We start from the raw sequence: 14,471 nt of genomic DNA on the forward strand, positions 1-14,471 counted from the left end.
ACGCAAAGCTCGGCCATAGGTTATGCCGGTGTATTGTAGTATTCAAACCATTACCAGCAAAAATCAAACATCCCGGTTACCAGGGGCTTTCTTCTCCGGCTATTTCCGGGCTAAAGAATTTACCGGTAGGGCCATCCGCATCCAGCAATGCGTACTTAGCAATAAAGACTCCCGAATCAGCCACATTACGCGGCCCCCTGTGCTCGTTAAAGTCAGTAGCTGTATATCCCGGATCTACTGCATTTACTTTAAAAGCAGTATCGCGCAGCTCATAGGCCAATACCACGGTATAAGCATTCAAAGCTGTTTTAGAAGTACCATAGGCAGCGGTTTTATAAGCATAATAACTCCATGCAGGATCGCTGTGTAAAGTAAGAGAACCCAGTCCGGAAGTTACGTTTACAATACGTGGTTGTGCTGCTTTCTTTAGCAGATCCAGAAAGGCAACCGTAACGGTGATCACGCCAAAGAAATTGGTTTCAAACACCTCTTTCACATTTTCAGTGGCCACGCTCCCGGCCTGCTGCGGCATTTGCCCCAGTATGCCTGCGTTATTAATCAGCACATCCAGTACGCCACCTTTGCTTTCAATATATGCTTTTGCTTTTTGTACAGAGCTGGCATCGGTAACATCCAATTGCACGGCTTCTACCGAAGTGTATCCCTCTTTTTGTAATTGCGTTACCGCCTGCTGCCCCCGGTTGATATCGCGGCTACCTATATAAATATAATAGCCTTGTGCAGCCAGGTATTTTGCTGTTTCATAGCCAATGCTTTTGTTAGCGCCTGTAATCAGTACTGTTTTCATTGCTGTTTTATTTTACAGCAAAGCTATGGGCAGGCATACCGGGCAATCTTGTACTCTGCCCGGCATTAATGGTACATTTCACGGACAAACTTCCGGTACTCTACAGGTGTTTGTCCGGCCAGGCGTTTAAAGAAGCGATTGAAATAAGAAGCATCTTCAAAGCCCAGTTCGTAAGCTATTTCTTTCACCGAACCTTCAGAGCGGAACAGCAAACGTTTGGCTTCCAGCATCAGCCTTTCGTGTATATGCGCAATGGCCGGCTTGCCACTTTGCTCTTTTACCACCTCGCTTAAATGGCCCGCCGAAATATGCAGCATATCGGCATAAGCTGCCACGTCGTGTTGTTGAATAAACAGGGCATCCACTTTAGCCAGAAAGCTTTTGAGCAACGCGTTACTACCCGGTTCGCGATGTTTAAACTGCTCGGTATACAAACGACTGAGATAAATAAGCAGTGTTTTCATGTAGGACAATAACATCTGCATCTGCCATTCATGCTTTAACAGGTATTCTGCCATCAGCTGGTTTAACAGGTTTTCAATATATACCTGGTCTGTTTCGTTCAGTAACAGTTCGTGCCCGTTCAGCGGATTTTGTATCACCGGCAGGTTTTGTAAAAAGCCGTGCTCATCCAAAGCGAGGAATTCTTTCGTAAAACTGATCACAAAGCCTGTAAAAGGTTGAATATCTTCTTTCAGCAACACCTGGTGCGGTATGCAAAAATAAAAGGCGTTGGATTGAACGGTATAGGGCGTCATATCAATCCAGTGCCTGCTATTACCCGCTTTCACAAACACCATAAAGTAATGATCTTTCCGGTGCGGCACCAACAGGTCTTCCTTTTGCTCATAATTCATCACGCATTCTCCCCTGTTGATATGAAAATAAGGATTCCCCACCGTTGCGTCTGCTTCAAAAGCATACCGTGGAATCACCATATCGGCATCAAACACCTCACCTGCTTTTACTGTATTGCTCATTGTTAACACCGGAAATTCGTGTAATGAATGGTGATGAAGTTACAGAGATTGCCTAACATTGTTTTATTTAGCTATTCAACCTAAACTAATATGAGACACTGGTTATTTGAGGATATGCTGGCCGAATACGCAGCTTATATATTTGATGCGGATGACAAACAGGAAAGAGAAAAACTACTACTACACTACCCGTATACAGTGGTAGTAGAAGGCAGCTTCCTGGAATTTGCCAACCTGGATAAATGGATAAAAACACAGGACAATATTAAACCTGCCGAATGTTTGTATTATGGAAAAACGGGCTATGACTTTGGCTTTATAGAGTACTTTTTCGCAGATCTGCAACAAGCCGCGGCAGTTGCCGGCGTGGCACCCCATATTTACACTCTATACTCCGACTGGCTCTATCCTATTCGTCTTTCTAAAAGTAACAGGTATGAAGATGATGTTATCTACGACCCGGAAGATCCATTAGCCATTTTCCAGGATGGGGGAGAATAGATACGTCTCTCAACCGTTTCCCCTAAATTGTGGAAGAATCACTTATCTCTACCGTATTATGGACAAATCCTTATCCGAACAGTTACTACTGGCATTTCAAAAAATACAATCCATAGCCGATACTGGTTTACTCTATTGCAAAGACGAGTATGGCCGTGAGCGTTATCACGATTTAAAGGAAACTGCCACTACCGCAATGGCCGCCTTAACCGGCAACAGCTTGGAAACCATTCAAAACTTTTACAGCCAGGTAACCGACTACCCTACCCCTAAAGTAGATGTGCGGGCTTTTATTGTTAATGAAGCCAATGAAATACTGATGGTAAAGGAGCGTGCAGATGGTAAATGGACATTGCCGGGCGGATGGGCCGATGTGGGTAACACCGCATCTGAATCGGTGATCAAAGAAGTAAAGGAGGAAACCGGTTTAACCGCCCACGTGGTAAGACTGCTGGCTGTATTTGATAAAAAAATGCATCCACACCCGCCACAACCTTTTTACGTGTATAAAATGGCCTTTTTATGCCAGGTAACCGGCGACTGGACGTTTGAAAAAGCGTTTGACGTGCTGGATGTGGCATTTTTTAGCATCGACAAACTGCCCGAGCTGAGTGAGGACAGAATTCTGGCTTCACAAATTCAACTGCTGTATCATAACTATATTAATAATATCACAGAAGCTATTGCCGACTAATGCCGGTTGATACAAACACCTGCTTTTTATAAAGAGGGTGTTTTTTTACCCCCTGCGCCAGCAGCTTCACCCTTATATCCATCAGCCTTAACCAAACAACTCCCGTTTATTCACCCCAGTTATATTTTCTTTACAGTAACCCATTTAAAACGAGATTATGAAACCAGTTGCATTATTATGCGCCGTGCTGTTATTCGCTTGTTCTAAAAAGAACAATACCGAAAGTGCTACCACTACCCCTTATGTAGACGACGATCTGGCCGGGCCGGTATCGCGCCCCACCAGCGGCTATGGTAAAGATGGCAGCTATACCGTTGCCAGCATCAGTTTTGCCAGCCCTACCTACAGCGGTAAGCAGGTAACTGTTTTTTACCCGAAAGAAGCCACTACTGCCTGCCCGGTTATTTTTTACTCGCACCCTTATGGCGGTGAAGAAGCTTCTTATAATATTGGCTTGTATGAGTTCATTGCTAAAAAAGGATATGCGGTAGTGTTTGCACCTTACCCAACCACTGGAGTAACGGTGGATTCGCGCTACAATACCCTCTGGCAAAGCTTTAAACAAGCGGTTACCAATTACCCTAATATCATCGATACCAAAAAGGTGGGCTTTATGGGCCATTCCTTTGGCGGTGGCGCTTCTTTTGCTCTGGCGTATAAGGCTTTTACACAGGAAGGCTGGGGACAAAACGGCCGCTTTTTGTTCGCGATGGCGCAGTGGTATTCTTACCAGTTAACCGACTCTATGCTCAACACCTTCCCGGCCAATACCAAACTGATTACAGAGGTGTATAATGATGATGTTACCAACGACCACCGGATGGCCATTGACATTTTTAAACGCATTAACATTGCCAATGCCGAGAAAGATTATATACTGGTGAAGAAAACTGAATTACCCAACTATACTTATACCGCAGAGCACGACCTGCCCAATACCCGTAGCGCTTATGATGCATATGATTACTATGTGATATACCGTTTACTGGACGCCATGATCGATTATAGTTTTAACGGCAATGCGGCAGCTAAGAACACCTGTTTAGGAAATGGATCGGCAGCGCAGGTAACCCTGCCTTCTTACAACGGGCAGGCGCTTACTCCCCTTGAAGTAACCGATAGCCCTACCCCACAGTTTTTACAAAGTAAATACCTGTTTTCCTGTAATTCATCTGATAATCCGAGAATCAACTATTGCCAATAAATAACTTCTCACCTATCAAAAACACTTATACCCGCTGTATAACAAGCTGCTAAAACCAGTCCTGCTATACAGCGGGTTTCGTTTATCTCTTTTTAAACGCAGCACGGGAAGCTTTAATAGCCGGCATGTGCACTTCGGCCCAGTCGGTAAGCGCTTTTACAGCAGGTATTAGACTGCTGCCTATAGCAGTAATACTATACTCCACGCGTGGCGGCACTTCCGGATACACTTGCCGCGCAATCAATCCATCCGCTTCCAGCGTTTTTAAAGTAGAAGTGAGCACCTTTTGCGAAATAGCACTCAGCAGGTTACTGATCTGGTGAAAACGCAGGGTACCATATTCATCCAGTACCACCAGAATCAGCAACGACCATTTATCACTCACTCTATCCATGATATCCCTTACCGGACAAGCTGTTAAATCTTCGTTTTTTTCCAGAAATTCTTTAATCATAATGTACTGATTATAAACAATACTCACCTGCAGGTAAGCAGCGCACATTGCGGTACCTTCTTGTAACAGATAAAGCGGGCCAATACCTTTACTTCCTCAAAAATAACAAAGTATGAGCACGATTTTAGTAACAGGCGCAACAGGTCGCCTGGGCAGGCAGGTAGTAGAACAATTGATGAACAGAACACAACCCGGAAACATCAGTGTATTGGTGAGAGACGCAGCTAAAGCAGCTGACTGGGCAACAAAAGGCGTACAGGTGTTTACAGGCGACTACGACACACCTGCTACATTAGCCACAGCCTTTGCAGGTGTGCAAAAATTGTACATGATTTCAGGCAATGAAATGGGCAAGCGGGAGCAACAACATGAAAACGTAGTGAATGCAGCCAAAGCTGCCGGTATACAACATGTGTTTTACACCAGCTTTCAAAGAAAGAACCTGGAGGCTAACTCACCGCTGGCCCTGGTATCCAACTCGCATTTGTATACCGAGCAATTACTTGCGGCATCCGGCCTGACCTATACCATTTTACGCCATGCGCTGTATGCAGATATCATTCCTGATTTTGCCGGCCCGCAGGTAATGAGCACTCAAACTTTATACTTTCCGGCAGGAAGCGGTAAAACCACTTTTGCCACCAGCGCCGATATGGCCGAAGCAGGTGCAATACTATTAACTGCTTCTGCTGCCCCCTATTCCAATACGCATGTAGAGATTTCGGCATCGGAAGGCCTTTCCTGGGAAAAGATAGCCAGCATCCTTTCGCAAATAAGCGGCAAAACCATTCAATATGTATCGCCGGATATGGATGCTTATACCAGCACATTAGCACAGGCAGGTGTGCCACCTGTATTTGTAAGTATGCTGGCAGCCTTTGCACAAACCACCGCGCTGAACGAGTTTGATATTCCCGGCCAGCTCGAAAACATTTTACAGCGTAAACCTGCCAGTGTAGAAAGCTACCTGCGCCAGGTGTATGCACAATAGCCTTACGCTTTCAGAAACATTTTTATCATCTCTGTTACCAGGGCGGGAATGGCAGTTTGTTGTAGTGAACATAGCTCCCCTATATAATCGCCATGACCGCCCGGCAGAATGGCCAGCTGCGCATGCGGCAACGTACGCGACAATTCCAGCGCATGCCCGGCACACACCACTTCCGCATCTCCGTTTATCACCAATGCAGGAGCCGCTATGCTTTTTATAGCATCTTCTGCAATATCAGTAAACGCCAGCATGCGTTCCACATCCCTGTTAAACATCGTTTGCAATGCAGCAGCATCGGGATTCACCTCCAGAAATGCTTTTTGCAATAATGCGGGCATATGCTCCAAAGCAGCCTGCTGCATACCTTCAAAAAAGCCTGGCTGCATGCCGTTTCTTTTATAAGTAGCAGAAGCCAGCACCAGCTTGCTTACCTGTTGCGGATGACGAATAGCCAGTTGCAGGGCTGTTGTACCGCCATTGCTAAACCCCATTACAGCGGCCTGTGTTATTTGTAAATGTTGCAATAGTGCCGCCACATCATCTGCATCCTGTTCAAAACTTAAAGCACGGCCCCGGTCGGGTGTACGGCCATGTGCCTGTAGTTCTACTGCCACCACCGTATGCAGGGCTGCCAGTAACGGCAATATCCTACCAAAAGTAGAAGTAATGGTAGAGCCACCGCCATGCAGCAATACCAGCGGCGTACCACAGCCATGTAGTTCATAGTATATCTGTAATCCATTCACCTCGGCTGTTCTGCCCGGGGTTGTATCCACTGTGTTCATAGCCATAAGTTGTAACGTGTTTAACTGGTATTTCAAATATACAATAGTACACCACCCTACCACAGCGTATAAAGCGCCATAAAAAGGGCTAAATAAGACAAAATGGTACGATTTACCTACTTTCGCGCCATGCTTACGCAGGAACAGGAGGCCATTGTTAACAGCACAGGAAATATTAAGATAAATGCGGTAGCAGGTTCGGGTAAAACCACTACCCTGCTGGCTTATGCCGCAGCACGCCCGCAACAGAAAATACTGTATCTGGCCTTTAATAAGGCGGTGAAGCTGGAAGCAGAAAAGAAGTTTTCGGCTAAAAGACAGCACCATGTAAAAGTAGACACCGCACATTCCCTTGCCTTTTCGCGCATTGTAGCCGGCAGCAAATACACCATAAAAACAGAAGGTTACAAGATACCGGAGATAGTAGAAATTTTACAGCTGAACAACTATACGGGCAAACACACCGAATACATTTTAGCTACACATATCAGTGCCCTGATAGCCAGCTTTTGCAACAGCAACAAGCTAAAGGTGCAGGAGGTGAATTATGAAGACACCGTTACCGATGCAGAAGCATTGGAATTCGTAAACCGGCATAAAGAAGCCATTCTATACCAGGCACGGTTGTTCCTGGATAAAATGAATAAAGCCGAAATAGGCATCACGCACGATTTTTACCTGAAAAAGCTACAACTCACCAAACCACAACTGCCTTATGATGTGATATTGTTTGATGAAGGCCAGGATGCTTCGGAAGCCATGCTGGACATCTTTTTATCGCAAAAGGCCATCAAGGTAATTGTAGGCGACAGTCACCAGCAGATATATGGCTGGCGCAATGCAGTGAACTCGCTGGAGAAAGTAGCTTATCCTACGTTTCATTTAAGCACCAGTTTTCGCTTTAACCAGGAAATTGCCGAACTGGCTACCGAGGTGATCGGTTGGAAAAAACGTTTTCAGAAAAACACCACCATTACCGTAAAAGGAGCTGGCAAACCACCCGAAAAAGTAAAAACCCGCGCCGTAGTAGCCCGCACCAATGCCGGCCTGCTGGTAAAAGCCATTGAACTGCTGATTGAAAAAAAGGAGATCAGCTCTGTATACTTTGAAGGCAGGATTGAAAACTATACCTATGCTTCGGACGGAGCTTCTATATACGATGTACTGAATTTATACACCGGTGAAAAAGGCCGCATACGCGATCCGCTGATTGCCTCTATGGCCAACCTGGATGAACTGGAAGACTATATTGATAATACCGGCGACGCACAGCTACGTATGCTGGTGGAAGTAGTAAAGGAATATGGCAAAAAAATAGCCGGCTATATTAAAAAGCTGAAAGAAGATCACCTGGAGCATAACGATAAAGAAAAGGCCGACATGATCTTTTCTACCGTACACCGCTGTAAGGGCATGGAGTATGATGAGGTGACACTGGCCGGCGATTTTATTACAGAAGACAAGATCAAAAGTATATTGGCCCGGCAGGATGACGCCAACATTCCTAAACTGGCCGAAGAAGTAAACCTGTTGTATGTGGCGGTTACCCGCACCAGGGGCAAAATAAACATACCGGAAGAGCTGTTGTCGGAAGAAGATGACGCTACCCCGGTAGCCAAACCCAAAACCACCGTACAGTACGCAGCCAAAAGCCGTACCTACCAGGCCAGCCGCAACACCAACAGCGGACAAAAGCCCTGGAAAAACAATGAAGACATACGCCTGCTGCGCCTGTTTGCAGATGGCAAACCGGTTATAGAACTGGCTAAGTTTTTTGGAAGAACGCCGGTAGATGTTATCAGGAGAATTAAAGAATTGAACGGCAAAAACTAAATTAGCAGGATGAAAACAGCCAGCATACACGAATTAAAAAATGAACTCAGCAATGTTCCGGCCAACGAGCTGCTGGAGCTATGCCTGCGCCTGGCTAAGTTTAAGAAAGAGAACAAAGAGCTGCTTACCTTTCTGCTGTTTGAAGCCCACGATTTAGAAAGCTATATCAGCGTCGTAAAAGCGTATATGGATGAAGAGTTTATTTCCTTACCCGCTACCTTGTACCTGGTAAAGAAGGTGTTGCGTAAAATACTGCGCACTGTAAACAAATACATCAAATACAGTGGCGACAAACAGGTAGAAACCGAGCTGCTCATCTACTTCTGCAGCAAAGTAAAGCAAGCCCATATAGCACTGGATAAAAGCACGGTATTAAACAACCTGTTTGAGCAACAGCTGAAAAAGATTGACAAAGCTATTAACAGCATGCACGAAGATTTGCAATATGATTTCCGCCGGTTATTGAAAGCAAGCGTATGACACCAAACACTACCATAAGTATACTGGGTTGCGGCTGGCTGGGCCTGCCGCTGGCGCAAGCCTTTATACAGGAGGATTTTACCGTAAAAGGCTCCACCACTTCAGCCGACAAGCTAACGCAGTTAACAGCAGCAGGCATTATTCCCTACCTGTTACCGCTGCCCTCGCCTGATAATATTACACCTGATACCGCCATCTTTCAATGTGATATACTGTTTATTGCCATTCCTCCCAAAGTTCGTTCGGGGAAGGGGGATGATTATCTGGCAGCTATGCGTGAAATGCTTCCCTTCATCCGGCAGCAGGCCATAGCCCATGTAGTGTTTATAAGCTCTACCAGTGTATATGGTAATGTAAATGGAATGATTACCGAAGAAACTCCAGCTTCACCCGATACCCAATCGGGCCATATACTGGTAGCAGCAGAGCAGCTGTTTGCCCAGGAAACCAGTTTTACCACCACAATTATTCGCTTTGCCGGACTGGCTGGCCCCGAAAGACATCCCGGCCGTTTTCTGGCAGCAAAGCTGAACGTGCCCGGCGGCTTATTACCTGTAAACCTGATACACCTTACCGACTGTATTGGCATTTGCAAAGCCATTGTGCAGCAACAGGCATTTGGTCACATATTCAATGCCTGCGCCCCACATCACCCCACCAAAAAAGAGTTTTACCAGGCTGCTGCGGTAAGCGCTGGTTTAACACCCCCCACTTTTACCGAAGAGCCTTGCACCGGTAAGACCATCAGCAGCATACAACTGGAAAGACTCCATTACCGGTTTGTTGTGGATAACTGGTTTAACTGGCTTTAATACCTTCGTTCACCTCCCTTTCCTGACATTGACGCCCTTACAAATCCCAACTTTTTTAGCAAACAAACAAAATTAACCCCATCTTTGCACCTTCATCACAAAAGCAAACAGCATGTCTTACTGCCGGGTTATTCAAAATATGACAGGCGCTCAACAAGAGCTGCATAAAACCTATCACGATAACCATTATGGCTATCCTATTCATGACGACAACGAACTGTTTGGCAGGCTGATTATGGAAATAAACCAGGCCGGTTTAAGTTGGGAAACCATCTTAAAGAAGGAAGCCGGGTTTAGAAAAGCCTATCACAACTTTAGTATTAAAAAGGTAGCCGCTTATACCGAAGCTGACCGCGAAAGGCTGATGAACGATGCAGGCATTATACGCAACCGTTTAAAAATAAACGCCGCTATAGAAAACGCCAATACTATACTGGCCCTGCAAAAAGAACACGGCTCGTTTGAAAAATGGCTGGAAAGCCATCACCCCAAAACAAAAGAAGAATGGGTGAAGCTGTTTAAGAAAAACTTTCGGTTTACCGGTGGTGAAATTGTGAACGAGTTTTTAATGAGCACTGGTTTCCTGCCTGGCGCACACGCAGCAGACTGTTCGGTTTACGCTAAAATAATCAAGGCTAAGCCTTTATGGCATCAGCCTGTAAAAAAAGCTTCTGCCAAATAGCAGAAGCTTAGTAAGTATACAATAGAGATACGATCACTCCTTCCGGTAAGGCCCTGATGCTATTACCCGCTGGCAGAGACCTACCGGATAATAGTCACCGCGCCGCTCAATGGTTTAGTACCATTTTTCAAATCAATGATATAATAGTAAGTAGCGGGTGGCACCGGCTTTTGATTCACCGTACCATCCCAGGCATGCGCATAACCGGTTAACTGCCATATCCTGCTACCATACCTGTCAAACACCTGCATCACTGCGTTGGTATAATCCGACAGGTTTTTAATCACCCAGGTATCATTGATCCCATCCCCGTTAGGCGTGAAAATATTAGGCACCAGCACTGTTCTTAAAATTTTCACATGAGCAGTATCCCACCCTGTACAGTTATGTGCATTGGTAGCTGTAAGTTTATAGGTTATATCTTCCATAGCTACCAGTGTTGGACGCAGCGCAGTAGCATTGCTAAGCCCTGCTGCGGGAGTCCATAACAAGGCGGCTGTGGCATCAGTAACAGTGGCCGCCAGCGTTACAGAAGCCCCTTCTTCCACAATGAAATCAGGACCGGCATCTACTACCGGCCGCAGGAAGATAGATACATTTTTAGAAGCCGTATCCGAAGCACAACCTTCCGAGCTGTTCACAATCAGCCGGGCTACATAATCGCCCGCCTTCTCATATTTTTTATCCGGGTTGGTGGTAGAGCTGGTAGTACCATCGCCAAACAACCAATTCCATTTGGTAATAGACCCACCATTAGCCACACTGGTATTGGTGAACTTTACAGTAGCGTCCTGACAGGCCGCTTCGGGACTTACTGTAAAACCTGCCTGTGGCTGGTTGTAGAATTGCGCAATATTTTTAGTAGTGTCGTGTACACAACCCGAGGCCGTGGTTGCCTGGAGACGAATAATGTAAGTGCCTGCACTGGCATAAGTATGCAAAGGATGTACAGTAGTAGTGGTAGTGCTGCCATCGCCAAAATTCCATACATACGCCATGCTTTCTCCACCCTGCACAGTTGTTTTATTGGTAAACTGCGCTTTACCGGCAGGCAGACACACATAGCCCGGTACAGTAAAATCGGCCACTGGCAATGGATGTACCGCCAGTATTTGAGAAGCGGTATCGCTGACACAGTTTTTATCAGACATTACCACATGTTTTACCGTATAATTACCTGCTGCGTACGCTGCTGTAAATGCACTACCATTGGCATACATTACGGTTTTACCATTACCCAGGTTCCAGTACCAGCTTTGAATAGTGCCACTGGTAATGGTGCTGGCATCGGCAAGCGTGGTAGTGGTATTAGCACAAAAAGAAGTGTTGCCTGCTGTAAAAGCTGCTGTAGGTTTCGGATACACCGTAATGGTTTGCGCAGCAGAATCCCGGCAACCACCCTTAGCCTGAAATACATACCAGATGCTGTGTGTACCTTCACCAGCTATAGCAGCCGTAAAATTACCAGCCCCATCTGTGCCCGGCCCCCAATAAACACCCGAACCTTCTACTCCATTGGTAACAGCCGCCTTTGCCACCGACACCGTTCCTTTTGTATTCACACACACATTATCCAGTGCATCGTACGTAAAAGCGGGCTTGAGCGAGAAAGCCACCCTTACCAGCGTATCGGCCACACAACCATTACTGGTGGTAGCCTGTAAGGAAATAGTATAAGTATTATAAGCACTGTAATAATGTTTAGGGTCGGTAATAGTGGAAGCATTGGCAGCACCAGAAGCCGGATCGCCAAAACTCCACAGATACGTCATTGTTTGATTATCGGAAACAGTAGATGTGTTGGTAAACTGTGCCATACCATCTGCTCCCAGGCAGCCCTGCGATGCAGTAAACGCGGGTGTGGGTTTACCATACACCGTGATCACTTTCGACGCCGTATCACTTACACACATACCCGACACTTTTACCACCTGCTTTACCGTATAGGTACCGGCATTGGCATAGGTTACGGATGTAGTATTCATATCTGTACTGGTTCGCCCATCGCCCCATTGCCAATACACGCCCTGTATTGCAGCCGGGCCGCTATAAGCACCTGTACCGGTTAATGGCGCAGCCGTTTGGGCACACACTCCGGCAGGCAGCGTAAAGCCCGCGGTGGGCGGTTGATAGACCTGCACATTTTTTACCGTATCGGCAACACAACCATCCGGGTATATCCCCTGCAAATGCACCGGGTAAATGCCGGCAGCAGCATAATACTTAGCTGGCGTTGCCAGCAACGATGTATCTGCTATATCTGTTGAAAAACTCCACCGTAAACGGGTGGCCGTGGTTTGCGCTGCAAAATAAAAAGTATCCAACCGGCAGTTGGTAGTGCCTGCACCGGAACGACTGTTAGAGAAACTGAAATCGGCTACTGCATTATTCTTTACTGTTATTACAATATTGATGATTTCGGTGTGGTTACAGTTTTCAATGGCCGGATGAGTAGAATACACGGGTATCACCTGCATGCCAGTATCGGTATAGGAATAAGACTGTGCAAGCTTATACCGGTAATACCATACATTGTTGATCTTTTGTGAATCTACTGCCACGGGGTTCACCTCCATTACATCTGTAGCAGGGACAATATTGCCCGCCTCACTAAAGGCCCATAATAATTGTGTTGGTTTATAAGCAATCCAAACAGCAAGCAGAAAAGGCGTTTTACGGCAGGTATACACACTGGCAGTGGTATCGGAACTATATAGGTTTTTAATCTCTCCTATACCATTCAGGTTATCGAAATACGCCCCGGCATTATAACCATACGACTCGGTTCCCCCCTCTCCATAAGTAATAGCAGTAAAAGCAGAATCACTGCTTACCGAAACCTGGGCCTGCGCAGCTTTCCATCGCTTTACAATCACAGTGTATCCCGGCATGTTAGTATGGGCATACTGGTAATCGAAAGTGCTGCTGCCATCTATTTTTAATGATTTCACCCCTTCTGTAGGTATAATAAGAGTAAGGTAATTTACCTCTATATTCATTTTAGTATTGCGGTAAAAAGCCACATGCTTAATGGCCTGCTCCATAGGGCTGATATAAAACATTTCCTCATCGCCCAATACACTGCCGTTACAACCTGTGGAAGGCATGTATTGCGCTACCATAATAGGCTTATCTGCCGAAATGTAATCAGCGCTGCTACTGGAAAATTCATAATACTGGTTATTGATTAACCCGGTTAATGGAATGCCATTCCATTTTACTACCGTGGCCGGATCGTTCACCAGCACCCGGTAATAGTTGGGCATCAGCACCCGGGCACTGGTGCTGATAGAGGTAGGTGCCGTAAGATACTGCTTACCCCAGGCCTGTGAAGGAAATACCTGTTGAATATAGTTGTCTCCTCCCATAGATGTAGTACAGTTGAGAAACATACGGGTACGGCTACTGCCGCTGAAAACCGCTATAGGATAACACTCTCCGCCCGCGTTAGGCACGCTCTTAACCGTAGTGCCCGTAATATCATAACCATTCCCTGCAGGGTTGCTGATGCCTGCGCCCAACATCTGGTACACCTGCCCTTTATTGAGGGTTATTTCAAAGGTTTCATTGGCATTATGCCCGCCGCGCGTGGGCGTAGTAGTGGTGATCTGCACTTTTGTGTTATCGTGATTCGCAATCACATTCAGCCACGAAAAACAATCAATATTAAAGTATTGCGTAAAATTGAGCGAAGTATAGGTAAAGCCCCAGGTATTCACCGGCAGTAACATGGTAGCACCCGAACTATTCGCTCCGAATATATGCGCATAGGCTACAATAGGTACATCACTGACAATATGAATACCCCTGTTAAACACACCTTCACTTCCTGTGCCACCAAAAGAAGGAGGAATGGTATATAACCGGCAATCACTCAGGCCAGATTTAGGCATATATTCCGTAGCCACTACCGTGTTGGCAGCCACATTATAATCCCGCGACCAGGTGGTACCATTAATGCTCACCGTTACTTTAGCAGCTTGTTCTGCACTCAGGTACAGCACCATCTCCTGCCCGTTGGTATTACCCGTTTCAAAAAACTGGTGATGCCCATAGCCCACCCAGAATTCTTTCCCTGCATTGGTTAGCTGCTGGCCCTCTGCCAGATTACATAAACCCGCTACACATGCCAACATGATTGTAAATATTAGTTTCATAGCAGTTACCATATAAGTTCATTCAAAAAACATACATCCTTCTTAAAACAGCAACAGGACGCCTACCGTTGATTGCCGGTAAGCGCCCTT

Annotated in this window: 13 protein-coding genes; 8 read left to right on the top strand and 5 right to left on the bottom strand. The window is 46.0% G+C overall.

Annotation, left to right across the window (positions count from 1 at the left end; all coding sequences use genetic code 11):
- Positions 1-76: 76 nt before the first annotated feature.
- Together FLA_RS15295 and FLA_RS15300 are read right to left on the bottom strand one after the other, a co-directional pair.
- Positions 77-808, bottom strand: coding sequence for an SDR family oxidoreductase (locus FLA_RS15295; RefSeq protein ID WP_076377831.1), 732 nt, complete (start codon positions 806-808; stop codon positions 77-79).
- 65 nt (positions 809-873) lie between these two features.
- Entirely contained in the window at positions 874-1,788 is a 915-nt protein-coding gene (locus tag FLA_RS15300) for an AraC family transcriptional regulator (protein ID WP_231940450.1), read from the bottom strand.
- 90 nt (positions 1,789-1,878) lie between these two features.
- Here FLA_RS15300 and FLA_RS15305 point away from each other — a divergent pair, with 90 nt between their 5' ends.
- The 3 genes from FLA_RS15305 to FLA_RS15315 all read left to right on the top strand — a co-directional run bounded on the left by FLA_RS15305 (position 1,879) and on the right by FLA_RS15315 (position 4,187).
- The gene (locus tag FLA_RS15305) at positions 1,879-2,289 is read left to right on the top strand and encodes a hypothetical protein (RefSeq protein ID WP_076377829.1); all 411 of its coding nucleotides are present in this window, start codon (positions 1,879-1,881) and stop codon (positions 2,287-2,289) included.
- A gap of 58 nt (positions 2,290-2,347) precedes the next feature.
- On the top strand, positions 2,348-2,983 hold the full coding sequence (locus FLA_RS15310) for an NUDIX hydrolase N-terminal domain-containing protein (protein WP_076377827.1): 636 nt from the start codon (positions 2,348-2,350) through the stop codon (positions 2,981-2,983).
- Positions 2,984-3,140: 157 nt separating this feature from the next.
- Positions 3,141-4,187 carry a poly(ethylene terephthalate) hydrolase family protein gene (locus tag FLA_RS15315; protein ID WP_076377824.1) on the top strand — a complete coding sequence of 349 codons (1,047 nt, stop codon included), beginning with the start codon at positions 3,141-3,143 and terminating at the stop codon, positions 4,185-4,187.
- An 82-nt stretch (positions 4,188-4,269) separates the two neighbouring features.
- On the opposite strand, the gene FLA_RS15320 is transcribed toward FLA_RS15315, so the two are convergent.
- On the bottom strand, positions 4,270-4,641 hold the full coding sequence (locus FLA_RS15320; RefSeq protein ID WP_076378456.1) for a winged helix-turn-helix transcriptional regulator: 372 nt from the start codon (positions 4,639-4,641) through the stop codon (positions 4,270-4,272).
- Between the two features lie 112 nt (positions 4,642-4,753).
- Between FLA_RS15320 and FLA_RS15325 the strand changes: the two genes are divergently transcribed.
- Positions 4,754-5,632 carry an SDR family oxidoreductase gene (locus FLA_RS15325; protein ID WP_076377822.1) on the top strand — a complete coding sequence of 293 codons (879 nt, stop codon included), beginning with the start codon at positions 4,754-4,756 and terminating at the stop codon, positions 5,630-5,632.
- A gap of 2 nt (positions 5,633-5,634) precedes the next feature.
- Here FLA_RS15325 and FLA_RS15330 read toward each other — a convergent pair whose 3' ends face one another.
- A complete protein-coding gene (locus tag FLA_RS15330) occupies positions 5,635-6,423 on the bottom strand; it encodes an alpha/beta fold hydrolase (protein ID WP_076377820.1) in 789 nt (262 codons plus the stop codon).
- Between the two features lie 96 nt (positions 6,424-6,519).
- On the opposite strand from FLA_RS15330, the gene FLA_RS15335 reads away from it, so the two are divergent.
- The 4 genes from FLA_RS15335 (at position 6,520) to FLA_RS15350 (ending at position 10,224) form a co-directional block, all read left to right on the top strand.
- Complete coding sequence (locus FLA_RS15335; RefSeq protein WP_231940451.1) at positions 6,520-8,250, top strand: UvrD-helicase domain-containing protein; 1,731 nt, start codon at positions 6,520-6,522, stop codon at positions 8,248-8,250.
- 9 nt (positions 8,251-8,259) lie between these two features.
- A complete protein-coding gene (locus FLA_RS15340; protein ID WP_076377818.1) occupies positions 8,260-8,730 on the top strand; it encodes a hypothetical protein in 471 nt (156 codons plus the stop codon).
- The gene (locus FLA_RS15345; protein WP_076377816.1) at positions 8,727-9,542 is read left to right on the top strand and encodes an SDR family oxidoreductase; all 816 of its coding nucleotides are present in this window, start codon (positions 8,727-8,729) and stop codon (positions 9,540-9,542) included. Before FLA_RS15340 ends, FLA_RS15345 begins: the two co-directional genes overlap by 4 nt.
- 112 nt (positions 9,543-9,654) lie before the next feature.
- Positions 9,655-10,224: a DNA-3-methyladenine glycosylase I gene (locus FLA_RS15350; protein WP_076377814.1), complete on the top strand. Its 570-nt coding sequence runs from the start codon at positions 9,655-9,657 to the stop codon at positions 10,222-10,224.
- An 80-nt stretch (positions 10,225-10,304) separates the two neighbouring features.
- On the opposite strand, the gene FLA_RS15355 is transcribed toward FLA_RS15350, so the two are convergent.
- Entirely contained in the window at positions 10,305-14,381 is a 4,077-nt protein-coding gene (locus FLA_RS15355) for a PKD domain-containing protein (protein WP_076378452.1), read from the bottom strand.
- Between the last annotated feature and the right edge of the window lie 90 nt (positions 14,382-14,471).

Source organism: Filimonas lacunae, assembly GCF_002355595.1.
Taxonomy (GTDB): Bacteria; Bacteroidota; Bacteroidia; order Chitinophagales; family Chitinophagaceae; genus Filimonas; species Filimonas lacunae.